Source organism: Rhodanobacter glycinis, from assembly GCF_900114325.1.
GTDB classification, from domain to species: domain Bacteria; phylum Pseudomonadota; class Gammaproteobacteria; order Xanthomonadales; family Rhodanobacteraceae; genus Rhodanobacter_A; species Rhodanobacter_A glycinis.
This window is the reverse complement of record NZ_FOSR01000005.1, coordinates 72,839-99,065: the sequence shown is the minus strand read 5'-3', so window position 1 is coordinate 99,065 and position 26,227 is coordinate 72,839. Positions and strand designations below refer to the sequence as shown.

Below are 26,227 nucleotides of genomic sequence, written 5' to 3'. Positions count from 1 at the left end.
GCACTTGGCACATTCGCAATGTACGAGTCACCCCTGCCAAGCACGCGAGCAGTCAGGCATACTCCGACACGCTTCCACGCCATCTCGTATCACACATGCACGCAGCCAACCCTACTGAACGCAACCGTTGGCGCTGGCCAATGGCGCTTTTGATCATCACATTTTTCGCCTTGGCACTACGCTGGTACTACGTCAGCACTGCGGTGATCTACGAACCCGTGCGTGGCGATGCCAGACAATACTTCGCCTACGCATGGAACCTCGTACACCACGGAACATTCTCCAAGAGTCCTCCTGGTGCAGTTTCCATCGTGCCGGACAACTACCGGGACCCAGGCTACCCTTTGTTTCTGGCAATCTGGATGAAAGCACTGGGTGCAGGAAATGCATGGTATGCAACGGTTCTTTTGTGCCAAGCACTCCTCGGCGCACTAACAGTCACCGCGGCCGTTCAACTGGGCAAACATTGGCTTTCCACACGCTGGGCAATCGGCGCAGGTCTTCTGATGGCTGTTTGGCCACACAGCATCGCAATTGACGGCTACTTGTTGACTGAAACTCTGTTCGGTTTTCTGTGCACCGTAGGTCTGCTTCTGTGGGGAAACGCATGTCAACACAAGAATCATTGGTTGGCGGCAGCAGCGGGATTGACCTTTGGCGCGGCAGCCTTGACCAACGCGATATTGCTGCCTTTCGGCATCATCCTGGCAGCGTTCCTGGCGTGGCGAATGCCGGCTCTCAGAAAAATCTGCTTGACCTTGACGATAGCCTCCTTGCTCCTTCCGGCCAGCTGGTCTTTCCGCAACATCCATATTCAAAACAGCGCCCTGGACAGCTCCTCACGAGATCGTGCAGCACAAAATCTCGTCCAAGGCTCTTGGCCTAGCTACCACTCCGCTTGGCGACAGTCGATCCTTGGCAATACGGCCGCAAAAGCAGGGGCCCGAACCACACTGGGCGCCATCAACAAAGAATACGAAACGCTACGGGCAGCTCCCATCCAAGGCGCCAAGGAGATCGCGCAGCGTCTTGGCATACACCCACTACGCTATGCCGCATGGTATCTGCTGCAAAAACCGTATGACCTATGGGACTGGGACATCCAGATTGGGCAAGGCGACATATACCCCTACCCAACCTTGAACTCGCCCTTCCAGACCAACGTAGTCTGGCTCGCCCTAGAAATCATTTGCCGAACGTTCAATCCATTGCTGATGCTGCTTGCATTGGCAGGCTTGCTCTACGCAATGGTCAAGCGATACTCACCTAGCCTGCCATGCAAGCAACCGAACCAAGCCGCACTTATCGCTTCGGCATGTCTGCTAGCGTTCGCTACGCTGGTTTATACGGCGCTGCAGTCGGAGCCACGCTACTCCATCCCCTTCCGCTCGCTCGAGATTCTTTTGGCCACCACTACCGCCGCCAAGATCATCGCGTGGCGGCAACAACGCGAGACATAAAACGCGCCATTGCCAGCTATCCAATCCAACTATTGGCCACTACTGCACCATTTACGTGACATCCATCACAATTTGATTGCCACACTCGTTTGACCGTCAAATTGGTACGAGGCGTGCATTCCCTCCTGTGTTTCCAGGGGGATCCAGCACATGCCAAACAACCGTTCGCCGCAGGGTTTCACCCTGATCGAGCTGATGATCGTCGTGGCGATCATCGCCATTCTTGCGGCCATCGCCATACCGGCTTATCAGGACTATATGGTCCGCGCCCAGATCACCGAGGGCGTAAGCCTGGGCTCGGGAGCGAAGGCAGCGGTATGGGATTTCGTATCGAATACTGGTCGGTTTCCACACAACAACCAGTCGGCCGGCATGGCCACCGACAGCTCGATCAGCGGAAGCTATGTATCCAGCGTGACCGTCTCCGACGGCATGATCAGCGTTGCCTTCGCCGGCCCCAAAGCAAATGGAGCCATCCACGACCGGGTTCTGGTTCTATCACCGGCCACCCGAAGCGGAAGCATCACGTGGGACTGCAGCCAGCACACGACCCTGCAGGGCAAGTATCTGCCGTCCGTCTGTCGTAAGTAGCGTGCATTCAAGCGCCATCTGCATACGCCACCATTTCACAAGACTGACCAAAAGTGTCACTTGGTGACCTGATTGACCAGAGTTCAAGTTACCTCCGACCCCCGGTAGACCCAAGCACGGCACACATTGCCTTCGTCCATCCATCAAACATTCGTGATGACCTGCACAATCTACGCGTAGCGCGATATGTCAAAGTATCGTTGCATCGTCGATGGCATACATAGTGCTTCGATTTTGCGGGCTTCCTGGTCGTTCCTGACCACGTGCATGGGGTCTGATCCCGCCTAGGGGGATTCCGGGACTTAGGCTCAGGGGGCATCACAACCGGTCAGCTGACCAACCAAGAGGAATTACCATGAAGAACATGCAGAAAGGCTTCACCCTGATCGAACTGATGATCGTGGTTGCGATCATTGCCATCCTCGCTGCCATCGCCATCCCGGCCTACCAGGACTATCTCATCCGTTCGCAGGTTACCGAAGGCGTGACCCTGATGGACGGCGCCAAGATTGGCGTTACCGAGTTCGCGGCCAACACCAATCGTTTTCCAGCGGGGAATGGATCGGCTGGTATTGCATCCTCCGGCTCCATCACCGGTAGCTATGTGACCGGCGTCGCAGTCTCCGGAGGTCTGATCACAGCCACCTTTGGTAACAAGGCCAACACAAAGATTTCCGGCTCCACCATTTCGCTCTCGGCGGCCACCGTCAATGGCGTTGTCAAGTGGACCTGCAAAGGCGAGACGAATGCGGTCCAGCCCAAGTATCTGCCAGCAACGTGCCGTTGATACCCAACGACTGGCATTGAGGTACCTCGAAAGGCCGCCTAGTGCGGCCTTTCTCTTGTTGCTCACCACGCTAAAAGTCCAATGTGACCGTACACAACCGCTTCCTGTTTCCCATCCTTTTGGTTTGTACGCTGCTGTTAGCAGGGTGGGCTTACGTGCCTGGTTTGCATGGCGGATTTCTGTTCGATGATTTCGCCAACCTGCCGGCACTGGGCGCGACTGGCCCCATCGACAATTGGCCCACCTTCTGGCGTTACCTCACGTCGGGCACTGCCGACCCCACCGGCCGACCACTCACCCTGCTGACTTTTCTGCTGGATGCTCATAACTGGCCAGCCGCCCCCTACCCGTTCAAGCGCACCAGTCTGATCCTGCACCTGCTCAATGGTGTGCTGCTATACGCACTGCTGACCAAACTCGGCCGCTTGTTGGATCTCGACGAACGGCACTGCAAGTTGGCAGCGCTGCTTGGCGCCGCACTGTGGTTGCTACATCCACTACTGGTGTCGGCCACGCTATATATCGTTCAGCGTGAAGCGATGCTGCCGGCCACTTGCGTGATGGCTGGACTACTGCTGTGGCTACATGGCCGCCAACAGCTGATCAAGGGACAGCTGAAAGCAGGTACATTGTGGAGCGTGCTTGGATTGGGCGGTTTTACCCTGCTTGGCGTACTGGCCAAGGCCAACGGCGCACTGTTGCCGCTGTACGCACTGCTGATCGAGGTCATCGTGTTGGCACCACGCCAACTGCCAACGATCACCACTGCGCGACGTCTCCACCGGGCCATCATGCTGGTCTTCGGGATCGTTCCCGCCACCGCCATCCTCATCTACCTGCTGTATATCGGCGCGCACGGTTTGTGGGTAGGCGGCCCGGAGGGTATTCGCCCATGGAGTATCGGTCAACGACTGCTCACCGAGCCACGGGTCTTGATGGATTATCTCAAGCTGCTGTGGCTACCGCGACCGCTTTCCAGCGGCCTGTTCAATGATCAATACGCTGCGTCCACCTCGTGGCTCCACCCAGACACGACTCTGCCAGCGTTACTTGCGGTGCTCGCACTGATCGCGGCGGCTTGGCACTGGCGTAAACGCCACCCGGCCTTGGCGTTGGCGATACTGTTCTATTTCGCCGGCCAACTACTCGAATCCAGCTCTATTCCACTGGAGCTGTACTTTGAGCATCGCAACTACGTACCCGCGCTGTTGATGTTCTGGCCCCTCGGCTTGTGGCTGGCCGATACGCGCGCCATGCGCCTGCCCAAATACGCTCTCATGCTTGTCCTGCCGCTCACCCTGACATGGATGACCCATGCACGCACCGAGGTATGGGGCAACGTGCAGACGCAAGCCTCGATATGGGCCAGAATCAACCCCGATTCGCCGCGTGCACAGGCCAATGTCGCGCAAATCGAGATGCAAACCGATCACCCTCGCGCCGCCATACACAGGCTGGAGACGCTGCTCGCCGCGCGCCCCGACCAAGCCCAACTTGCGTTCAACTTGGTCAGTGCGCGCTGCATGACCGGTGGTGTGAGTCATGCCGACCTCGCCGCAGCACAGCAGGCCATGTCAGGTAGCCCAAGCACTGGAATACTATTCACCCACTGGTTCGAAAACATGCTGCCGACGGCGATGTCCGGTCACTGCCCCGGGTTGACATTGAAAAGTCTGCTGGACTTGATCAATACGGGTTTGCAAAACCCAAAGCTGTCGGCTGCCGGGCCGCAACAGGACCTGACTTATCTTCGCGGAAGAATTGCCATCGCGCAGCATCAGCCAAATGAAGCACTAACCGACTTCACCCATGCACTTGACTTGCAAGTACGTCCAGGATTTGCGCTGGAGGCAGCGGCCAATCTGGGCGCCCACGGTTACCCATTGCAAGGCTTGCTCCTTCTCAATCACTACCGGCAAGTACAAGATCATGTCGCCCCACCAGGCTTCGGCATGCCCATGGTGCATGCGTGGGTGCTCGCTCGCGAAAACTATTGGCCGCATGAATTTACTCATCTGCGGCATCAATTAAGCCTCGACGCACAAACCGACAGCGCCAATACTGTACCATCAGGTTCTACCCGGAGCACACCACGTTGATACGCCGTTCGCTGCACCGGTGGGTTCTTGCCATCGCCATCATCGTTACGGCCGTCGCATACTGGCCAGGCCTCTCGGGCGGGTTTCTGTTCGACGATTACCCCAACATCGTCGACAACCACGGTGTGCAGCCAGCACACGCTGATCTGGCTTCACTGATGAATGCGGCGCTATCGTCGCCAGCCAGTGAATTCAAACGCCCATTGGCGTCGTTGAGCTTTGCGCTCAACTATCTCGCCAGCGGAGGACTTAATCCCTATAGCATGAAGCTGACCAATCTGGTCATTCACCTGCTGAATGGGTTACTCGTGTTTCTGCTGGCGCGGGGTTTGTTGCGATCCGCGTGCATACGCGTAGGAACCCGCTCGCGGGCGATCCCTTTTGACACATCCGAACAGGAACCGGAACCCACCAAGAGCATCGCTCACGAGCAAGCACCTACGACAACGTATGCCTGGGCTGGTGAAGCACAGCGAGTCAGCGTAACTGCAGCACTGATCGCCGCCGCCTGGATGCTCCTGCCCATCAACCTGACTGGCGTGCTGTATGTGGTGCAACGCATGGAGAGCATGGCGAACCTGTTCGTCTTGCTGGGCCTGATCGGTTATGTCGCCGGCCGACGACACATGCTTGAATCCATCGCTGACGCGACCAACGCTCTTATTCCATCTCTAGCTCACAGAGGAAAGTCAGGATGGGGTGGCTTTTGGCTCTGTGTCATCAGCATCACCGTCCCTGCTGCTGTCGGCATTCTGGCCAAGGAAACAGCGGCGATGTTGCCGTTGTATGCGTTGCTGATCGAATGGGCACTGTTCGGTTTTCGCACAACAGCGGGTCCACGCGACCGCCGCCTAATCGCGTTGTTCCTGCTCGTGCTGGTGCTGCCATTGATCGGAGGACTCACATGGCTACTTCCCAACGTGCTGAACCACGCAGATTGGGCCACACGCGACTTCACACTTGATACGCGGCTACTCAGCGAAGCACGCATCGTGGTGGATTACATCGTCTGGACGTTGTTGCCGGTACCACATGACCTGTCGTTTTATCACGACAATTTCCACACCTCGACCGGATTGCTCTCCCCATGGACGACACTCGTATGCATGCTAACGCTGACCAGCCTGGCGGCATTTGCAGTATGGCTGCGTCCGCGCCGCCCGCTCGTGGCATTGGGTATTGCACTATTCCTCGGCTGCCAACTACTCACTGGCACCATCCTGCCGTTGGAACTAGTCTATGAGCACCGTAACTACTTCGCCAGTTTCGGGTTGATGCTGGCGCTGGTGCCGTTGCTGGCGGCTTTCGCATCCAACGCAACATCAGCGTCCTTTGCGTTACCACGCCGCATACTGCTCGGTGGCCTGTTGCTGTTATGGACTGGCGAAACAGCCATGTCAGCCATGGCATGGGGCAACCCGCTACTACTGGCTGAAACCCTTGCCGCCCGTGCACCCGATTCCCCCCGCGCAGAATACGAGTTGGGCCGTACCTACATTATCTACTCGCATTACGATCCAGCATCGCCATTCACCAAGCTGGCCTATGCGCCACTGGAACGGGCCGCGGCACTACCAGATGCCTCAATCCTGCCAGAACAGGCGCTGATCTTCATGAACTCGCGCATGCACTTGCCACTGAAGGACGCATGGTGGGATAGCTTGATTGGCAAGCTCAAGGCGCACAAACCCGGCGTGCAGGACGAGAGTTCACTGAGTGCTCTGACCCAATGTGATCGCGAACACAACTGCAATCTACCAACAAGCCGGATGATCGCCGCCTATCTGGCTGCTTTGTCGCATCCAAATCCCAGCGCGCGACTGCTTGCCATGTACGGCGACTTCGCCTGGAATGTGCTGGCAGACCATGACTTGGGGTTACGCATGACCAAACAGGCCGTAACAACCAGCCCAAACGAGCCCGCCTACCAAATTACCCTGATTCGCATGCTTATTGTGCAGGGTCACGTTCACCAGGCAGCGCAGGCTCTGCAACGCCTGCAGGAGCTGAACACGGGCGGGCGCTTGAACAATGACCTTGATGGTCTGCGCAAACTGCTGATCGCACGACCTCTAATACCGGTCGAAGCCGCACCGCACGCCCAACCGTTGAGCAGCTAAACTGCAACGTGACTGAATACGTTCAACCACCGGAAACCCCGTGAAACGCGCACTCATTTCTGGAATCACCGGACAGGACGGTGCCTACCTTGCCGAGCTCCTGCTTGCCAAAGGCTACGAGGTGCATGGCATCAAGCGCCGTGCCTCATCGTTCAACACCGAGCGCGTCGATCACCTGTATCAGGACCCACATGAAACCGACCAGAGGTTTTTTCTGCACTACGGTGACCTGACCGACGCCAGCAACCTGATCCGCATCATCCAGCAGGTGCAACCCGACGAAATCTACAACTTGGGCGCCCAGAGTCACGTGCAGGTCTCGTTCGAGATGCCCGAGTACACTGCTGATACCGATGCGATCGGCACGCTTCGATTGCTCGAGGCAATTCGCATACTGGGCCTGGAACGCAAGACGCGCTTTTATCAGGCTTCAACTTCGGAGCTTTACGGCAAGGTGCAGCAAACGCCACAAAGCGAAACCACGCCGTTCTATCCACGATCGCCCTACGGTGTGGCCAAGCTGTACGCGTACTGGATCGTGGTGAACTACCGTGAGGCCTACGGCCTATACGCTTGCAACGGCATTTTGTTCAACCATGAGTCGCCCCGCCGCGGCGAAACCTTTGTGACCCGCAAGATCACTCGCGCGCTTTCCCGCATCCACCTCGGCCTGCAGGATTGCCTGTACCTAGGTAACCTCGACGCCCGACGTGACTGGGGCCACGCACGCGACTATGTCAAAGCGCAATGGCTGATGCTGCAGCAGGACGCCCCAGAAGACTTCGTCATCGCCACTGGCGTACAACATTCGGTACGTGAATTCGTAACCTGTGCAGCTCGCGAGCTAGGTGTCATGCTGGATTGGAGGGGTGAGGGCGTTGACGAACATGGCGTGGTCACTACAGTACCGGCTGATTCGGCCATGCGTCCGGGGCAGCATATCGCAGCCATTGACCCACACTACTTCCGCTCCGCTGAAGTCGAAACCTTGCTCGGGGACCCCACCAAAGCCAAACAACAATTGGGCTGGCAGCCCGAAACCGACTTCGATGCCTTGGTGAGCGAGATGATGCAGGCTGACCTGCAACTTGCTCAACGCGATGCCTTGGTCAACCGAGCCGGTTTTCATTCACCACACCATCACGAATAGCTCATGGACATAAACGCCCGCATCTACGTTGCCGGTCACCGCGGACTGGTTGGTTCGGCCCTCGTGCGACGACTTGAAGCCGAGGGTGCCAACAACCTGATTCTGCGTACGCACCAAGAACTTGAGCTAACCAATCAAAACGAGGTCGAGCAATTCTTTCATGCCGAAAAACCGGAATACGTGTTTCTGGCTGCTGCCCAAGTTGGCGGCATTCACGCCAACAGTACCTACCCGGCACGTTTCATCCACGACAACTTAGCCATCCAGACTAACGTGATCCACAACGCGTGGAAACAAGGCACGAAAAAGTTGCTATTCCTAGGCTCATCGTGCATTTATCCGCGCGACTGCCCGCAGCCTATCAAGGAAGAATATCTGATGACTGGGCCATTGGAGCCAACTAACGAGTCGTATGCAATCGCGAAGATTGCTGGACTGAAAATGTGTCAGGCGTACCGCAAACAATACGGTTTTGAAACGATATGCGCGATGCCTACAAATTTGTACGGTCCGGGTGACAACTTCGACCCGGAAAACTCACATGTAGTGCCTGGTCTGATCCGCCGGTTCCACGAAGCCAAACTTGAGAACGCGCCAGAAGTGGTGATCTGGGGCAGCGGGGAACCACTCCGCGAACTGTTGCATGTTGACGACCTTGCCGACGCACTATTGTTGCTTATGCGACACTACGATGACGAAGCAATCGTGAATGTCGGTACTGGCCGAGAGGTCAGCATTTCTCGACTCGCCAGCCTCATAGCGGAGACAACCGACTACCAAGGGAATATGCATTTCGATACCAGCCGGCCTGACGGCACCCAACGCAAGCTGCTAGATACGCCATGGCTCTCCGCAAGGAATTGGACTGCGAAGATCGATTTACCCTTCGGCCTAGCCGAGACATATCGCTCATTCTGCAATGACTTCCGACTGCCCGCAGGTAGAGGCACGTGCGAATGAATCTGGCCCGTGCTATCAGTTACTATCGCCGCGTTAGGGATTGGGTGCAAGCAACTGACGCGCACGATCGCACGAGAGAACTACTCGGTGCCTTGCTCGCGCAACAAGTCTCACACATGCAGCGCGTATCATCGCTCCGCGAAGTCGAATTCCGAGTTCACTCACAGTGGGGGGATGACGGGATCATCCAGTGGCTTGTCAGTCGTTTGCCATCTATCCCAAGACGATTTGTCGAGTTTGGCGTCGAGGATTATTCAGAATCGAATACCCGATTCCTGATGGTCAACAACAACTGGAGCGGCCTCGTAATGGATGGTTCTCTGGAAAATATCGATCGCCTGCGGCATCAAAAGTGGTTCTGGCGATACGGTCTAACAGCACTCCCATGCTTTGTCACGCGAGAGAACGTTGATTCCATGATCGCTGACTGGGCGGGCGGGAACGCAGTTGGATTACTTCACATCGACGTCGACGGTAATGATTACTGGCTATGGGATGCTATCCAGTGCATATTACCAGCCGTCTGCATCATGGAGTACAACGCCATCCTCGGCGTGGATCGGGCAATCACTATCCCTTACGCTGCAGATTTCCGGCGGTTCGATGCGCACTTTTCCGGTCAATATTTTGGGGCATCACTAGCCGCCCTGACAGCGCTTGCCGAGGCGAAGGGCTACGCTTTAGTCGGCACAAACAGTGCCGGCAACAACGCTTACTTCGTGCGCAAAGATCTGCTGAACGATTGCGTGCGCGCAGTGACGGTGGCGGATGCCTTCACGATTCCGACATTTCACGAAAGCCGTGACCCTCGTCATCGCTTGAACCACCTCAACTACGAACGCAGCCAGTCGACGATTCGCGGCCTTCCAGTCGTAAATGTCACAGACGGACATGTCGAGCCATTCTGATGAGCGCGGAACCACCCTCGTCTCACCCAATGGGGCTCGGTTCCTGGATCGGAGACCGTGGACGCAAGATCATCCATACGGGGTTCTGGTCGCTGATTGCGAAGGGTTGTGCAGCAAGCAACCTGTTCATGTCGGTTCCATTCGCGCTGCACGCACTTGGCCCTGAACAGTTTGGCGCATGGGTCACCCTTGTATCACTCGTCACCCTCGCCGGATTCCTCGATTTCGGCTTTGGCAATGGCACCATGAACCTTATTGCCTCTGCGCACAGCAGGCAGTCAAAGGAAGATGTTGCATCTATTCTGCATGAAAGTCGCCGCGTATTGCGCGGTGTCGCCTCAGGGCTTGCTGTCGTCGCAATTGTCGCGATTCCGCTAGTGCCTTGGTACCACTTTTTGGGGATGCCTGAATCAGCGGCCACGCAGAGCCGCATAGCAGTTGCAATCGTACTGCTTTCGGTGATCTTGGCCGTACCCCTTAACATCGCCAATCGCGTCCAGCTCGGATTGGGGCGTGGTGACCGGGCCTTTCGCTGGCAAGCCATCGGTCAGGTAGCCGCGTTGGCGGCCGTCATATCCTTGGCCTCGGTACACGCTTCCTTAGCCCTACTGACTGGTGCGGCGGTCGCCACACCATTGCTTGCATCCTTCGCCAACAATTACAGCCTGTGGCACGACCCCTCGCTCACGGTTACATTCGCGGCATCGCCTGAACGAAGACTAATAATCGGCCATCAGATCCGCCGCGAAGGATTGATGTTCTTTCTTCTGCAGTTAAGCGTAGCTCTAGCGTTCTCTGCAGACTTGCCGTTGATATCAATTTTCCGTGGATCCGCAGAAGCAGGCACCTATGCCATAGTCCAACGACTCTTCTCGGTGATTCCACTTGCACTCTCGTTGGTGTGGGCACCGCTGTGGCCAATCTACCGGCAGGCCCTTGTAGCGGGTGATCAACATTGGGTCATGCGCACGCTTCATCACTCACTCATATTAGCAGTAGCCTTTGCGGCAGTAGGCAGCGCGATTCTCGCAATCGGTTTCGACCAGTTCGTCAGCGCATGGGTCCACCGCTCGCTTGCAGTTGCCGGAACAATGTTGGCCGGCTTCGCCTTCTGGTGCGTATTTGAGGCAGCAGGCACAGCGATCGCTACGTTTCTTAATGCAGCCAGTTGCATGCGCTACCAACTCATCACTTCCTGCACGTTCGCAGTACTTTGCTTCGGCGGCAAGGTGTGGGTCGTTGCCAACATTGGAATCACATGGATACCGTGGGTCACCGTCGTGGCGTATTGCCTGGCGAACGTGCTTCCGTTGCTCTGGTTTCGAAATCAAATTTTCCCTAGCATCCTTGCCAAAAAGTATTGAGTTCGTTGCAATCGATCAAGACTGTTAAGAACTATGCAAACATAATCGCCTCATCTTATAACGTTTACTCATAGATACAAACTCGATAAATGAAGTCAGGTTCATGAAAATATTATTTGATCACCAACGGTTTGGTACACAACAATACGGCGGCATTTCCCGTTACTTTTATGAACTTGCTTCGCAACTTCATGATATCCAAAATGGCGGCGTTGGGATTTTTGCGCCTATCTATGTTAACGAATACATAAAAGAAAATGACTCAATCCGCCCTCGTGGACTGAAGATTCCGCGCATACCAAAACTTGGATTGACGGTTGGCTTGTTGAACACAGCACTTGCGACTCTTGCGATTAGGCCTCGTCAAGATATTGATATATTCCATGAAACGTACTACTCAAAATTCGACTGTTGCCCGCGATCCGCCAAACGCGTAGTAACGGTCTTCGACATGATTCATGAGAAATACCCTAAGAGCTTCTCCTCACTGGACAAAACGAGCGAAGCGAAGGCTCACGCCGTCCGTAGAGCCGATCACGTCATCTGTATTTCAGAGCATACCCGCCGCGACCTTCTCGAGCAGTTTGGAGTCGCTCCTGAGAAGACTTCAGTTGTGTATCTTGGGCATTCGTTGCAAGCGACGACACCTTCTCAGCAACGCCAATACGATGGCGATGCACCATTTGTCCTGTATGTCGGGGAGCGTGGAGGCTACAAGAATTTCTCTGCACTGGTACGTGCGTTCGCAGCCTCGCGATTGCCCGCTGAGGGTATCAGGTTGGTTTGTTTCGGTGGTGGCGCACTGAGCACTCGTGAAACCACCTACATGCGCGAATATGGCCTTGATCCTGCCCTGGTCGTCTGGCGCTCAGGAGCCGACACTGTGCTGGCAGACCTGTATTGCCGGGCACGACTTTTTGTCTATCCGTCACTGTATGAAGGCTTTGGCATACCACCTCTTGAAGCGATGGCCATGGGTTGCCCGGTAGCCTGCACCAACTCCAGCTCGCTACCTGAGGTGGTCGGTGAAGCCGCGGTGCTGTTCGACCCCGAAAGCGATGAGCAGATTGTGGCTGCACTGGAATGCGTCACGTTTTCGTCTGGTCGCGCCCAATGGCTCGCCGCTCAAGGCCTGGAGCGCGCGCGACTTTTCTCGTGGCGTAAGTGTGCCGAAGATACACTTGGAGTTTACCGACGCATTTGCGGAGAATGAGGCGATGAAACGGGCGTTGATCTGTGGCGTCAGCGGTCAGGATGGGGCGTATCTGTCTCAACTGTTGCTGGAGAAAGGTTACGAGGTGTTCGGCACATCGCGCGACGCACAAGCGTCTGCCTTCCCGAATCTCCACGCGGCAGGTGTGTTCGAACGCATCCAAGTACTGTCCATGGCCCCGAATGACTTTCGAAGCGTGCACCAAGCGCTGGACAAGATCAGACCCGACGAAATATACAACCTCTCCGGACAAACCTCGGTGGGACTGTCCTTCGAGCAGCCATTGGAGACGATGGAAAGCATCGCGGTCGCGACCTTGCATCTGCTTGAAGCGATCAAACTGACCAACGCGGAAGTCCGGTTTTACAACGCCGCGTCGAGCGAGAGTTTTGGGGAGAGCAACCTCATACCGGCCGATGAACTGTCAGCCTTCCGACCGCGTAGCCCATATGCCATTGCCAAGGCCGCCGCGTTTTGGCAGGTTGCCAACTATCGCGAGGCCTATGGCTTGTTTGCCTGCTCAGGAATCTTGTTCAATCATGAATCACCGTTGAGACCAGCTAGGTTTGTTACCCGCAAAATTATCTCCGCCGCATGCCGAATTGTCACTGGCTCATCCGAACGATTGCGATTGGGCAACCTCGACATCGTACGTGACTGGGGATGGGCTCCGGAATATGTGGAAGCGATGTGGTTGATCCTGCAACAGCCGACAGCTGACGACTTCGTCATAGCAACCGGAGAAAGTCACAGCCTGCGCGACTTTGTTGAACAAGCCTTCGCCTGCGTCGGACTCGAGTGGACCGATCATGTCGATATCGACCCCTCACTGTACCGGCCGACGGATCTTGCAAGCAGCCACGCATGTCCGGACAAGGCGCGGCGGTTGCTGGGCTGGAAGGCACAGACGGGATTTGCCGAAACCATTCAGCGGATGATCGCTGCAGAACACTCATTGATGTCTGCTCCGTAGCACCTCGGCTGATCACTGCAAATAACAGAATGCCACCGGACAACTTCGATGCTGCATGACACTCTGGCGTCGCTCAGGCCAACACTTACGTCTCCTTCACAGGCAAGGATCACCTGATGCGCCTGATCTTCGTATGCAAACGGTGTCCACAGAATCGCGATCTGCTGGATCGCCCCTATGGGCGATTTCATTACCTACCCCGTGAATTGGCGAAACTCGGCCACGAAGTGACCGTGTTATTGGTCAGTCACCAGAATCATGTATCAGAGCATCGCGTTATGGATGACGTTGCTTGGGTCAGCCATGACATACGTCGACGCGGCCCACTATTCCTGGACCGATTGCTCACCCAGGAAACCAGAAAGTTCTCTCCAGATTTGATCATCGGCCTATCTGATAGCTGGGCGGGCTGGCTTGCCTATCGTTTGGCAAAAAAGCTAAATGTCTCTTTGGCCATTGACGCCTATGACAACTACGAAGCGTACATGCCGTGGAATCTTCCAATGCATTGGCTGTGGCGACGTGCCATCCGGGTGGCGGACCTGGTTACTTCTGCCGGGCCACAGTTGGCGCAACGCTTGCAGTCTCATCGTCGCGGCGGGCATGACGTTGAGGTTTTGTCAATGGCTGCCGATCCGGAATTTGTGCCAAGGGACAAATCTCAATGTCGTGACCTGCTCAACTTGCCGCAGCATGTGCCGCTCATCGGATACATCGGAAGCTGGGCGCACAATCGTGGCACGTCGATGTTGCTGGATGCGTTTCGACGCGCACGCAAGGTGCAGCCAACCTTGAGGATGGTTCTCAGTGGCCGCCCACCAGATTATGCGTTGCGCGAGCAGGGCGTGATCGCCTCAGGCTATGTCTCGGACGATGCCCTGCCAACTTTGATCAACGCACTCGACATTGCCTGTGTCGTCACGGCAGACACCAGCTTTGGGCGCTACAGCTACCCAGCGAAGTTGTGCGAGGCAATGGCATGTGGCGTACCAGTAGTGGCCACCGCCACGGATCCGGTGCGCTGGATGCTTGGCAATCGACCTGAACACCTTGTCCCTATCGGTGACGCCAGCATGTTTTCACAACGCGTGCTCGATCTTCTCGCTGTGCCCCGTGCAGAATATGGTCCTCGCACGACTTGGGCTATGCAGGCGGAGCGCCTCGACTATCTCCTGAGGTCCGTTATTCGCCAAAACCGGTAGATCCGCGTCGGAATGATGCCTCACAATGGCGTGAATACAATGTCAGGCACCTTGTGCAGCACACGATTGGCAATGGATCGCAGGCGTTCAATCTTCAAACCCTTGAAACGCCGCGATGATAAGTCTCGCACGGCGTGTGGCTGGCACTCTCCGGCGCTGGCAGCATCCTGCTCTCACGGAGCAAGTGTGAACTTGATGTGTCAGACATGGTGCAAATCCAACAGGCTGCGCAGGCGCTCACCAAAGACAGGCCAAGCCTTGCCGGCAGCAAACTCGCGACAAGCGTCAATTACCGCACTCTTGCGCGGGTGGGCAAGTTGCCGAATCACACTCTCCGCCAGCACGACATAGTTGCCGGGCTCGACCAGTGTGCCGGTTTGCCCGTCAAGCACTGCATCAGGAACGCCACCCACCGCAAAGGCAACGGTAGGTAGTCCGTGCGCCGCGGATTCCAGCGCGACCATACCGAAACCCTCGACATCGCCTGGCAACTCAAGCACGGGAAAGATGTGCACGTCGACGGCTTGGTAGGCGGCGCTGAGGGTGGGTTCATCGCAGCGACCAAGGAACCGTAGATTTTGTTCGACACCCGCCATTCGTGCCGCAGCGAAAATACGTTCGCGTTCCGAGCCGGCCCGCGCGTGCAGTGCATCGCTGGCTTCGTCTCCGATCACTACCAGTAGCACGTCGGGATACCGCGCAGCTATCGCCGGCAGTGCTTTCGTGACGAATTCAACCAGCCCTTTGCGTTGGGTCAACCGGCCAACCGAAAGCAGCAGTGGGCGTTGCCCAAACCCTTGACGCAAGCGAAAGTCGCGAGCGGCTTCAGTATCGATTGCAGGAAGATCGACGCCTGGATGCAGTACATGCGTGGCTCCCGGTCGCACGCCACGACTCTGCGCCAGGTTGGCTGTGTTTGCACTGTTCACCAAGACAAGGTCGCAGTGCCGGATGAAGGGTAGCCACAACCATTGGTACACGTGGCTCGGCGCCACGATATCGAGCCCATGCAGGTAGACGGCCCCCCTGCCCCCGGAACATCGCGCTGCCAGCCAGGCGATTGGTGCCGTTAGGCCACTGCCGGCAATGACCCACTCGGGTTTTCGTCGCAAAGCTAAAAAAAACGCACGCCACAGAGTTATGGCCAGAAACAGTGACAGCGGCTTTACCCTGCTCTGCATTACTTTAGTATGTGACGTCACATACTCCGCGCATCCGCTCGGCCCACATAGAGCCGTTCGCCAAGCCAGTTGCAATGCTCCCAGCACGTGCTGGTTAACCTTTTCCATGCCACCGAGCAACGGTGGAAAATTGCGCGTGACCAGCAACGCCAGCGGACGTGGGTCGTTGTTGTCACGCATCGCGCCGATACGTCAATGCTGTGATCTGCTCAGACACCAACCCGATCAGGAATACAATCACGGCCGCGCTCCATAGCAACGTACTCATGTTGGTGAGGCGACCCTCGTGTATGAAGGTCCACGCGTAGTTGACACAGCCCAACAAGAAGAACAGCACAGCCGCCGGCACAAACAACTTCAACGGCGAATACAACGTCGCGATCTTGAAGATGATCAACAAAAACCGCACACCATCGCGCAACGGCCGGATATGGCTCTTGCCTACCCGTTGCGCCGCTTTGATCGGCAGATAAGCCACTGGATAGGCGCTACGGAAAAACGCCATGGTGCTGGTGGTGGGGTAGCTGAAGCCGTTGGGCAACAGGTGGATGAACTCGCGGAACTTGCCCGCGCGCACGGCACGGAAGCCCGAAGTCAAATCGAGTACAGGATGGCCGGTCATACGGCTGGCCAGCCAGTTGTAGAGGGTGTTGGCGACACCACGACCAACACCGGCCTGGCTACCCCAATCGCGGGCGCCGACGACCATGTCGTAGCCTTCGTCCAGCTTGGCCAGCAGGTGGGCGACATCGGCGGGATCGTGTTGTCCATCACCGTCCATGAACACCAGAATATCGCCGCTGGCGGCGCGTGCGCCGCGCTTGATCGCCGCGCCATTGCCCATGGAGTATGGAGATGACAGGCATTCCACGCCAGCCGTGGCACAGACCACACGGGTGTCGTCCGTGGAGCCATCGTCGATCACTATGATTTCGGCCTCTGGCTGGGCTTCGCGCAGGCGCGGCAGCAGGTCGGCCAGCGCCTGGGCCTCGTTTTTGGCAGGCAGAATGATGCTGAGACGGCTCAAACGGTGACTCCCCCATGAGAACGGTGATCATAACGCGGCAGGCGTCTTGTGAACGGAAGGGGGTGGCAGATTCGGGAAGTCGCCGACTCGATGCGGGATATCGAAACCTGGTTAGCGACGAAGCTCAGCTGAGCTCCAGCTTGTTCACTCTGAGCGTGGGTCCGTTGGACCACACACGGGAAGCGGCCATGAATGGCCACGGCGTTGGGGAGCGAGGAAATCAGTGAGTAACCTCGAGATGAGTAACTTCGAGAGGGGCGCTTCGACTTCGCTGGCTATCGCAAGCTACGCTCAGCGTGAACGGCATCCGTGGCCGGGTTTCGTCGCCAATCAGATCTCGAAAAGTCGTCATCTTGGCGTTTTTGAGTCTCCGAATGCCGCAAGGGCACCGGATGGCCAAGCAATCGCCTGTTGAAAGGCACCTCCGGCCTGCGCCGGAATCACAGGTACACGACCACACAAGAGCGGCCATCCAAGGACCAAATATCCTCCGAAGCACCCATGAGGCATCTCCGTCTGCACGACGGGTCCACACAGCAACTGCCAGTATGTACTGGTATGTGCGGCAGGTCGCACCTGGAACGTGCCGCCCATGGCTTGTGGAGGGAATGTGCGGTAGATTTCCCCATAATTCAGGGGGCTGGGTCACTTTCATCATGTCGTCGCAAGTACAACCAACGCTGGTAGGCCTGTCAGGCATGGCCAGACGGCTGGTGACCGAAGGCATGATGCCGGAAAACGAGGTGCGCCAGGCCGTAGCCGATTCCAGCCAGAAAAAGGTCACGCTGACCAACTGGTTGCTGGACCATGGCTTGGTCGACAGCATGGTGCTGACCCGACTGGCGTCAGTCGAGTTCGGTATGCCGATGCTGGACATCACGGCCATTCCGCCGGCCAACATGCCGCTGAACCTGATCAGCGAGGCCTTGCTCAGCAAGCATCACGCGCTGCCGCTGCTCAAGCGTGGCAAGCGTCTGTACGTGGGCATTGCCGACCCGATGCAGTTGCACGCCCTGGACGAGATCAAGTTCCACTCCAATTGCATGGTGGAGCCGATCCTGGTCGAGCGCAGCCAGCTCAATCGCGTGATCGAAAGCGCGATCAGCACGATGAACAACGTCATGCCCGACATGGGCAGTGACGAGCTCGACGAACTGGCACTGGAAGCAGGCGACGAAGACGCCGAATCGACCACAGGTGTTGACGCCACCGGTGACGAAGCGCCGGTGGTGAAGTTCGTCAACAAGATCCTGGTGGATGCCATCCGCCGCGGTGCCTCGGACATCCACTTCGAACCGTTCGAGACCCAGTATCGCGTGCGCCTGCGCATGGACGGCATGCTGCGCGCCGTGGCCAGCCCGCCGATGAAGCTGGCCAACCGCATTTCCTCGCGGCTGAAGGTGATGGCCGGTCTCGATATCGCCGAGCGCCGCGTACCGCAGGACGGGCGCATCAAGCTCAACCTGGGCAAAAATCGCTCGATGGACTTCCGCGTCAGCTCGCTGCCTACGTTGTTCGGCGAGAAGCTGGTGCTGCGTATCCTGGACAGCTCCTCGGCCAAGCTCGGCATCGACAAGCTGGGCTATGAGGAAGACCAGAAGAAGCTTTATCTCGATGCCATCGCCAAGCCCTACGGCATGGTGCTGGTCACCGGCCCCACCGGCTCGGGCAAGACGGTGTCGCTGTACACCGCGTTGAATATCCTCAACACCGACGAACGCAACATCTCCACCGTGGAAGACCCGGTGGAAATCCGTGTCGAAGGCATCAACCAGGTACAGCAGAACGTGAAGCGCGGCATGACCTTTGCCGCCGCCCTGCGTTCGTTCCTGCGCCAGGACCCGGACGTGATCATGGTCGGCGAAATCCGCGACCTGGAAACCGCCGAGATCGCGATCAAGGCAGCCCAGACCGGCCACATGGTGCTGTCCACGTTGCACACCAACGATGCCGCGCAGACCATCGCCCGCCTGATGAACATGGGTATCGCGCCGTACAACATCACCTCGTCGGTCACCCTGATCATTGCCCAGCGCCTGGCCCGGCGTCTGCATAGCTGCAAGAAGCCGATGCAACTGCCACCGCAGGTGCTGCTGGATGCAGGCTTCACCCAGGCAGACATCGATGCCGGCCTTACCATCTACGAGGCGGTCGGCTGCGAGGAATGCAATGAGGGTTACAAGGGCCGCGTGGGCATCTACCAGGTGATGCCGATGCTGGAGGATATCCAGAAGATCATCCTGCAAGGCGGCAACGCCCTGCAGATTTCCGAAGTGGCGCGCAAGGCCGGTATCAACGACTTGCGCGCATCAGCTCTCAAGAAAGTGAAAGACGGCATGACCAGCCTGGCCGAGATCGACCGGGTAACCAAGGATTGACGGATACACGACGCCCGATCGAGCGTAGGAGCGCACCCTGTGCGCGAAGATTCAGCACAGAGGTTCAGATGAGCGTTTTTCGCGCACAAGGTGCGCTCCTACATGGCCTCGCCGGGTTTCCCGTGGGCTCCTCGTCCTGGGTGGCAACGAGGAAGCTCGCATCAAATTGAAAAGCGATAAAGGCCACGGATCGCCAAACTGAGACAGGGATCGTACTGAACTTGCGTTCAGGGGCACGAAACCAAGCCAGGTTGTAACGTAAGCTGTCATTTGCCCTGCCCGTCGGACAATCAAGACTGGGCCGGATCGGATCACTGGGGGGGAACAAGCGCATGGCCACGGCTACCGCTACCGCAAAAAACGCTCACGCCGTCGGCGCCCAACGCGCCCAGGTCAGCCAACTGACTCCGTACGACTGGGTCGCGCTGGACAAGCGCGGCAAGCGCATGAAAGGCACGATGCCGGCGAAGAACGCCTCGCTGGTGAAGGCCGAGCTGCGCCGCCAGGGCATGAACCCGCAGACCGTGCGCGAGAAGTCCAAGCCACTGTTCGGCTCCACCGGCAGCACGGTCAAGCCCGGTGACGTCGCCATCTTCAGCCGCCAGATCGCCACGATGATGGCCTCCGGCGTGCCGATGATCCAGGCCTTCGACATCATCGCCGATGGCCAGAAGAACCCGCGTTTCAAGAACATCCTCAACGATGTGAAGCAGGGTATCGAAGGCGGCCAATCGCTGCATGAATCGCTGGGGCGTTACCCGGTGCAGTTCGATGAGTTGTACCGCAACCTGGTGCGCGCAGGCGAATCGGCCGGTGTGCTGGATACGGTGCTCGATACCGTGGCCACCTACAAGGAGCGCACCGAGGCAATCAAGAAGAAGATCAAGAAGGCCTTGTTCTACCCGATGATGGTGTTGGCCGTGGTGTTCATCGTCATCCTGATCATGCTGTTATATGTGGTCCCGGTGTTTGCCCAGACATTCCAGAGCGCCGGTGCCTCGCTGCCAGCGCCGACCCAGTTTCTGGTCGATGCCTCGCATTTCATGCAGAGCTGCTGGTACATCGTCATCGGCGTCATTGGCGGCGGCATCGCCGCGGTGGTCATCGGCAAGAAACGCTCGCCAAAATTCGCTCACTTCATGGATCGGGTTGCACTGAAGATGCCGGTCATGGGCGACATCGTGCGCAACTCGGCGGTCGCGCGCTTCTCGCGCACGCTCGGCGTAACCTTCAGGGCAGGCGTGCCACTGGTCGAAGCGATGGACGCCGTGGCTGGCGCCACTGGCAGTGTGGTTTATGGCGACGCGGTGAAGCAGATGCGTGACGACATCGCGGTGGGCCATCAGTTGCAATTGGCGATGCGCCAGACCGGACTGTTCCCCAACATGGTGGTGCAGATGACCTCGATTGGCGAGGAGTCGGGCGCGCTGGACAACATGCTGTTCAAGGTCGCCGAGTTCTATGAGGAAGAGGTCAGCAATGCCGTCGATACGCTGTCGACCCTGCTGGAACCGATCATCATGGTGGTGTTGGGCACCATCGTTGGCGGCATGGTAATCGCGTTGTACCTGCCCATCTTCAAGCTGGCGGGTACGTTCTGAGTACGCGCCCCCCCTTCTTGCACCAATACTCCGAACTTCACAGAAGCGTCATCCCAGCGAACGCTGGGATCCAGTGACGTCAGGCTCTGGACTGTTCAAGACACTGGATTCCAGCGTTCGCTGGAATGACGAGCTCTGAACCGTGTCGCCAAAGTTTGGGGCATTGCTGCAAGAAGGGGAGGCGCCGGCTTCGCAGCCCAGCATCTCCGGCTAGACTCTTCTTCGACCTCACCACGCGCTCCCGCATGCCCGACCTGCCCCTTACCGTCTGGATCATCTTCGCCGGCATCCTCGGCCTGCTGGTCGGCAGCTTCCTCAACGTGGTGATTTTGCGCCTGCCCGAGCGCATGGCAGCCGAATGGCGTCGCGACGCCCGCGACGTGCTGGAGCTGGGCGGCGACGACGAGGATGCGACGCCACTGCCACCGGGCATCGTGCGCGAACCGTCGCATTGCCCGCATTGCAAGCATCCGCTGTCGGCGCTGGACAATATCCCGTTGTTCGGCTGGTTGCTGCTGCGTGGGCGCTGCCGCTACTGCAAGACGCGCATCTCGATTCAATACCCCTTGGTGGAACTGCTGGGCGGCGTGCTCAGCGCCATCGTGGTGTGGAAGTTCGGCCCCACCTGGACCGCGCTGGCCGGGCTGGTGTTTACCTGGGCGCTGATCGCGCTGGCCGGGATCGATTTCCGTACCCAGTTGCTGCCGGACCAGATCACCTTCCCGCTACTCTGGCTGGGCCTGCTGCTGGCCTTGCTGCCGATGTTCGTGGCCGCGCCTTCGGCCATCATCGGCGCGGCGATCGGCTACCTCAGCCTGTGGAGCGTGTACTGGCTGTTCAAGCTGCTCACTGGCAAGGAAGGGATGGGTCACGGCGACTTCAAGCTGCTGGCGGCGCTGGGTGCGTGGATGGGACCGCTGGCCTTGCTGCCCGTCATCCTGCTGTCGTCGCTGATCGGCGCACTGGTCGGCGGCAGCCTGATCGCGCTGCGCAAGCACGAGCGCGAGATCCCCATGCCGTTCGGCCCGTTCATTGCCGCCGCTGGCTGGGTCTGGTTTATCGCCGGGCCGCAACTGCTGCACGCCTACATGCATCTCACCGGCTTGCGATGAACGCCACGCGTCGTCCCGTCATCGCCCTCACTGGCGGCATTGCTGCGGGCAAGAGCACAGTGGAACAGCGCTTCAGGGCCCATGGCATCTGCGTCTACGATGCCGACCAGGCGGCTCGCGAAGTGATCGAACCGGGCACGAACGGCCTGGCGCAAATCGTCGAGGCATTTGGCCACGAGGTCATCGGCGCGGATGGCCGACTGGATCGCCCGGCGATGCGCCAGCGCATCTTCGCCGACCGCGAGGCACGCCACACCCTGGAAAGCATCGTCCACCCGCGCGTGCGGTTGTGGCTGCAGCAACGCGCACTGGCCGACACCGGCCCCTATTGCATGCTGGCGATCCCGTTGCTGGCCGAGCATATCGGCCATTACCGCTGGACTGATCGGGTGCTGCTGGTGGACGTGGACGAAACCACCCAGATCCGGCGCCTGATGGCACGCGACGATATCGACGAAACCCTCGCCCGCCGCATCCTCGCCAACCAGGCCACCCGCGAACAGCGATTGGCCGTGGCCGACGACGTGATCGACAACAGTGGTGACCCAGTCATGCTGGATGCACAGGTGGCGGCCTTGCACGAGCGCTATCTGGCGCTGACGACGGGTAACTGACGCAAACGCTCGCCCCTCTTCATACGTGCTGGAGAAGACAAAGCGCACCGCCGCCCTGCTCCCTCCCCTGCGAGCAGGGGAGGGTTGGGGAGGGGTCACCCAACCTCGCGGCAAGCCCGTCTACCCCCTCCCAACCTCCCCCTGCTTGCAGGGGGAGGAGCCAAAACTTCGGCTTCGTACCCCGGCCTCGTCCCCGCCTTCGGAAACCCGCAGCGACAGGGTAAACTTGCGATTCTTCAGTCTTCACGTGCAGCCAAATTCCCGATGTCCACTGATTCCGCCGCCAAGCCCGCCGCCGACGCCACCGCCGAGCCGCGCGACTTTGTCCGCCAGATTGTCCGCGACGACCTGGCCAGCGGCAGGCAGGCGGCCATCCGTACTCGCTTTCCGCCCGAGCCGAATGGCTACCTGCACATCGGCCACGCCAAGGCGATCTGCCTGAGCTTTGGCATCGCGCGCGAGTTCGGTGGCTGGTGCAACCTGCGCCTGGACGACACCAATCCGGGCAAGGAAAACCCCGAGTTCGTCGAAGGCATCAAGGAAGACGTGCGCTGGCTGGGCTACGACTGGCACGAGCTGCGCCACGCCTCGGATTACTTCGAGGTGTTCTATCGCGCTGCGGTGAAGCTGATCGAGGACGGCGTGGCCTATGTCGACGACCTCGATGCCGAACAGGTACGCGCGTATCGCGGCACGCTCACCGAGCCGGGTCGCAATTCGCCGTTCCGCGACCGCTCGGTAGCTGAGAATCTCGACCTGTTCCGACGCATGCGCGCCGGCGAGTTCGACGACGGCAGCAAGACGCTGCGCGCGAAGATCGACATGGCCGCCGGCAACATCAACCTGCGCGACCCAGCACTCTATCGCATCCGCAAGGTGACCCACCAGAACACCGGCGATGCGTGGCCGATCTATCCGATGTACGACTTCGCCCATGCGCTGTCCGACGCACTGGAAGGCATTACCCATTCGTTGTGCACACTGGAGTTCGAGGACCATCGCCCGCTGTACGACTGGTGCGTGGACAAGGTGGACCTGCCGAACCATCCCGAACTGTGGCAGCCGCTGATCGACGCCGGCCTGCCGACCACGCCGGCCAAGCCGCGCCAGATCGAGTTCTCGCGGCTCAATCTCAGCTACTGCATCACCAGCAAGCGCAAGCTGGCCCAACTGGTGAACGAGGGGCACGTGGACGGCTGGGACGATCCGCGCATGAACACCTTGCGCGGTCTGCGTCGGCGCGGCTTCACGCCGGCCGGCCTGCGCCTGTTGATCGAGCGCGTCGGCATCTCCAAGCAGAACAGCGTGATCGATTACGCCGTGCTCGAAGGCTGCATCCGCGAAGACCTGGACGCCACCTCGCCTCGCCGCATGGCCGTGCTCGACCCGCTCAAGCTGGTCGTCACCAACCTGCCCGCCGACCACGAGGAAACGCTGGCCTTCGCCAACCATCCCAAGGATGAAAGCTTCGGCACCCGCGACGTGCCGTTCTCTCCACAGGTGTGGATCGAGCGCGAGGATTTCGCGGAAGTGCCGCCCAAGGGCTTCAAGCGCCTGATCCCGGGGGGCGAAGTACGCCTGCGCGGCGTGGGCATCGTGAAATGCGAAGAGGTGATCAAGGACGCCGACGGTCACGTCACCGAGCTGCACGTCACTCTGGACCCGGAATCGCGCCACGGCCTTCCCGGCGCCGACCGCAAGGTGAAGGGCACCATCCACTGGGTCAGCGCGAAGCACGCCGTGGACACCGAAGTGCGCCTGTACGACCGCCTGTTCAGCGTACCCGCACCGGACGACGAGAGCGACGGCCAACCGTGGACGGCGCACATCAACCCCGAGGCCAAGCGCATCACGCGTGGCTGGCTGGAGCCGGCCGCCGCCGGCGCCGCAGCAGAGCAGCGTTTCCAGTTCGAGCGCATCGGTTACTTCGTGGCCGACCGCGTCGACCATCGCCCCGACGCGCCGGTGTTCAATCGCATCGTGACCTTGCGTGACACCTGGGCGAAACAGGCCGGGGCGTAACGCGATGTCGATGCTGCCGACCCAGATCCATCTCACCCTGCCACCCTGGATCGGCGAGGTGGCCGACACCCGCAAGCGCTACCTCACCGACGAAGAGCGCGTGGGGTTGGCGATCGAGCTGTCGCGGCGCAATATCGCCCATGGCAGCGGCGGCCCGTTCGGGGCTGCGGTGTTCGACGAACACGGCCGCCTGATCGCCGCCGCGTCGAACCGGGTGGTACCGCAAACCTGTTCCGTGGCGCATGCCGAAATGCTCGCCTACATGGCCGCCCAGCAGCGGTTGTCCAGCTTCCGCCTCAACGAACAGGGCGGCCACTACACCCTCGCCACCAGCGCCCAGCCGTGTTGCCAGTGCTATGGCGCCACCGTGTGGGCCGGCGTCGATGCGTTGCTGATCGGCGCCCGTTCAGAGGATGTGGAAGAGCTCACCGAGTTCGACGAAGGTCCGCTGCCGGCAGACTGGATCGGCGAACTGGAGCGCCGCGGCATCGCGGTGCGTCGCGACATCCTGCGCGACGAGGCACGCGCCGTCCTGGCCGAATACGGCGCCAGCGGAACCCCCTATTGAAGCGCCTGCGCGCCGCGCTGCCGCTGCTGCTGCTGATACTGGCCGGCATCGTGTTGTTCGCCTCCGGGGCGTTCGCGCGCCTGCATCCTGAACATCTGGTGGCCCATCAGCGCGAGCTGCACACGCAGATCATCGAACACCCCTGGCTGAGCCGACTGGTCTATGTCGGCGTCTTGACCCTGGCCACGGCCACCGGTGTTCCGGGCACCATCGTGGTGATCCTTGCCGGTGGCTTCGCCTTTGGCGTGGTCGACGGCACCCTGACCTCCTCGGTGGGGCTGACCATGGGGTCACTGATCCTCTATCTGGCCAGCCGTTACGCCTTCGGCAGCGGCAGCAAACACCCCCCGGCCATCGTCGCGAAACTGCACCACGGCTTCGAACGCCACCCGGTCAGCTACACGCTGTTCCTGCGCTTCGTGCCGGTGGTGCCATTCGGTCTGGTGACGGTGAGCCTGGCGTGGCTGCGCTGTCGGCTATGGCTGTTCCTCGGCGCCACCTGGCTCGGCGGCACCACCATGCTGGTCTTCGAAACCTCGATCGGTGCCGGGCTGGGCAAGGCGCTGAGCCAGGGCGAGCGAATCGGCCCGCACATGCTGATGCACAGCGATGTGCTGTGGCCGCTGGCTGCCATCGCCCTGCTCGCCCTGCTGCCGCTGCTGATCGAATATATCGCCCGCCGTTGGCGCTCGACGCACCACTGAATCACGACGCAGTACCCGCACGTGCGCAGAAAGCGCATGTCGCGCCCATAAAAAACCCGCAGGGTTTGCACCATGCGGGTGAGGTCTTGGTGGGCCGTCCGAGACTCGAACTCGGGACCAATAGATTAAAAGTCTACTGCTCTACCAACTGAGCTAACGGCCCTTGCATCAAGGCAAGCCGGTGATTTTATGG

Annotated in this window: 21 protein-coding genes and 1 tRNA gene; 19 read left to right on the top strand and 3 right to left on the bottom strand. The window is 59.0% G+C overall.

The features are described 5' to 3' along the window. Nucleotides 1-140: 140 nt before the first annotated feature. From BMY90_RS07310 to BMY90_RS07255, 12 genes are all read left to right on the top strand, one after another. Nucleotides 141-1,460, top strand: a complete 1,320-nt coding sequence (locus tag BMY90_RS07310; protein WP_217638559.1) for a glycosyltransferase family 39 protein — start codon at nt 141-143, stop codon at nt 1,458-1,460. 150 nt (nt 1,461-1,610) lie between these two features. Beyond that, nucleotides 1,611-2,051, top strand: a complete 441-nt coding sequence (locus BMY90_RS07305; protein ID WP_092702867.1) for a pilin — start codon at nt 1,611-1,613, stop codon at nt 2,049-2,051. Nucleotides 2,052-2,406: 355 nt separating this feature from the next. Next, complete coding sequence (locus BMY90_RS07300; protein WP_092702865.1) at nt 2,407-2,838, top strand: pilin; 432 nt, start codon at nt 2,407-2,409, stop codon at nt 2,836-2,838. 83 nt (nt 2,839-2,921) lie between these two features. Then, nucleotides 2,922-4,937 carry a tetratricopeptide repeat protein gene (locus BMY90_RS07295; protein WP_245734973.1) on the top strand — a complete coding sequence of 672 codons (2,016 nt, stop codon included), beginning with the start codon at nt 2,922-2,924 and terminating at the stop codon, nt 4,935-4,937. After that, nucleotides 4,934-7,057, top strand: a complete 2,124-nt coding sequence (locus BMY90_RS07290) for a hypothetical protein (protein ID WP_245734972.1) — start codon at nt 4,934-4,936, stop codon at nt 7,055-7,057. Before BMY90_RS07295 ends, BMY90_RS07290 begins: the two co-directional genes overlap by 4 nt. Nucleotides 7,058-7,097: 40 nt before the next feature. Next, nucleotides 7,098-8,207: a GDP-mannose 4,6-dehydratase gene (gmd, locus tag BMY90_RS07285; RefSeq protein ID WP_092702863.1), complete on the top strand. Its 1,110-nt coding sequence runs from the start codon at nt 7,098-7,100 to the stop codon at nt 8,205-8,207. 3 nt (nt 8,208-8,210) lie between these two features. Next, on the top strand, nt 8,211-9,167 hold the full coding sequence (locus BMY90_RS07280) for a GDP-L-fucose synthase family protein (RefSeq protein ID WP_092702861.1): 957 nt from the start codon (nt 8,211-8,213) through the stop codon (nt 9,165-9,167). Continuing rightward, nucleotides 9,164-10,075: a hypothetical protein gene (locus BMY90_RS07275; protein ID WP_175481520.1), complete on the top strand. Its 912-nt coding sequence runs from the start codon at nt 9,164-9,166 to the stop codon at nt 10,073-10,075. The genes BMY90_RS07280 and BMY90_RS07275 overlap by 4 nt, the downstream gene beginning before the upstream one ends. After that, complete coding sequence (locus BMY90_RS07270; protein ID WP_139201711.1) at nt 10,075-11,439, top strand: lipopolysaccharide biosynthesis protein; 1,365 nt, start codon at nt 10,075-10,077, stop codon at nt 11,437-11,439. Before BMY90_RS07275 ends, BMY90_RS07270 begins: the two co-directional genes overlap by 1 nt. A 103-nt stretch (nt 11,440-11,542) precedes the next feature. After that, complete coding sequence (locus BMY90_RS07265; RefSeq protein WP_092702857.1) at nt 11,543-12,652, top strand: glycosyltransferase family 4 protein; 1,110 nt, start codon at nt 11,543-11,545, stop codon at nt 12,650-12,652. Beyond that, the gene (locus BMY90_RS07260; protein WP_217638558.1) at nt 12,621-13,625 is read left to right on the top strand and encodes a GDP-mannose 4,6-dehydratase; all 1,005 of its coding nucleotides are present in this window, start codon (nt 12,621-12,623) and stop codon (nt 13,623-13,625) included. The genes BMY90_RS07265 and BMY90_RS07260 overlap by 32 nt, the downstream gene beginning before the upstream one ends. A 116-nt stretch (nt 13,626-13,741) precedes the next feature. Beyond that, on the top strand, nt 13,742-14,827 hold the full coding sequence (locus tag BMY90_RS07255) for a glycosyltransferase family 4 protein (protein ID WP_092702853.1): 1,086 nt from the start codon (nt 13,742-13,744) through the stop codon (nt 14,825-14,827). 200 nt (nt 14,828-15,027) lie between these two features. Here BMY90_RS07255 and BMY90_RS07250 read toward each other — a convergent pair whose 3' ends face one another. Continuing rightward, entirely contained in the window at nt 15,028-16,188 is a 1,161-nt protein-coding gene (locus BMY90_RS07250) for a glycosyltransferase family 4 protein (RefSeq protein WP_092702851.1), read from the bottom strand. After that, nucleotides 16,181-17,035, bottom strand: coding sequence for a glycosyltransferase family 2 protein (locus tag BMY90_RS07245; protein ID WP_092702849.1), 855 nt, complete (start codon nt 17,033-17,035; stop codon nt 16,181-16,183). The genes BMY90_RS07250 and BMY90_RS07245 overlap by 8 nt, the downstream gene beginning before the upstream one ends. A 656-nt stretch (nt 17,036-17,691) precedes the next feature. Here BMY90_RS07245 and pilB point away from each other — a divergent pair. From pilB to BMY90_RS07210, 7 genes are all read left to right on the top strand, one after another. Beyond that, the gene (gene pilB, locus BMY90_RS07240) at nt 17,692-19,413 is read left to right on the top strand and encodes a type IV-A pilus assembly ATPase PilB (protein ID WP_092702847.1); all 1,722 of its coding nucleotides are present in this window, start codon (nt 17,692-17,694) and stop codon (nt 19,411-19,413) included. A gap of 332 nt (nt 19,414-19,745) precedes the next feature. Next, complete coding sequence (locus BMY90_RS07235) at nt 19,746-21,014, top strand: type II secretion system F family protein (protein WP_092702845.1); 1,269 nt, start codon at nt 19,746-19,748, stop codon at nt 21,012-21,014. Nucleotides 21,015-21,259: 245 nt separating this feature from the next. Beyond that, nucleotides 21,260-22,126, top strand: coding sequence for a prepilin peptidase (locus BMY90_RS07230; protein WP_092702843.1), 867 nt, complete (start codon nt 21,260-21,262; stop codon nt 22,124-22,126). Beyond that, a complete protein-coding gene (coaE, locus tag BMY90_RS07225) occupies nt 22,123-22,740 on the top strand; it encodes a dephospho-CoA kinase (RefSeq protein ID WP_092702841.1) in 618 nt (205 codons plus the stop codon). The genes BMY90_RS07230 and coaE overlap by 4 nt, the downstream gene beginning before the upstream one ends. A gap of 264 nt (nt 22,741-23,004) precedes the next feature. After that, nucleotides 23,005-24,762, top strand: coding sequence for a glutamine--tRNA ligase/YqeY domain fusion protein (locus tag BMY90_RS07220; RefSeq protein ID WP_092702839.1), 1,758 nt, complete (start codon nt 23,005-23,007; stop codon nt 24,760-24,762). Between the two features lie 10 nt (nt 24,763-24,772). Further along, nucleotides 24,773-25,330 carry a nucleoside deaminase gene (locus BMY90_RS07215; protein ID WP_092702837.1) on the top strand — a complete coding sequence of 186 codons (558 nt, stop codon included), beginning with the start codon at nt 24,773-24,775 and terminating at the stop codon, nt 25,328-25,330. Next, the gene (locus BMY90_RS07210) at nt 25,327-26,034 is read left to right on the top strand and encodes a TVP38/TMEM64 family protein (RefSeq protein ID WP_092702835.1); all 708 of its coding nucleotides are present in this window, start codon (nt 25,327-25,329) and stop codon (nt 26,032-26,034) included. Before BMY90_RS07215 ends, BMY90_RS07210 begins: the two co-directional genes overlap by 4 nt. A gap of 87 nt (nt 26,035-26,121) precedes the next feature. Here BMY90_RS07210 and BMY90_RS07205 read toward each other — a convergent pair. After that, nucleotides 26,122-26,197 (bottom strand) — tRNA-Lys (locus tag BMY90_RS07205). Nucleotides 26,198-26,227: the final 30 nt, after the last annotated feature.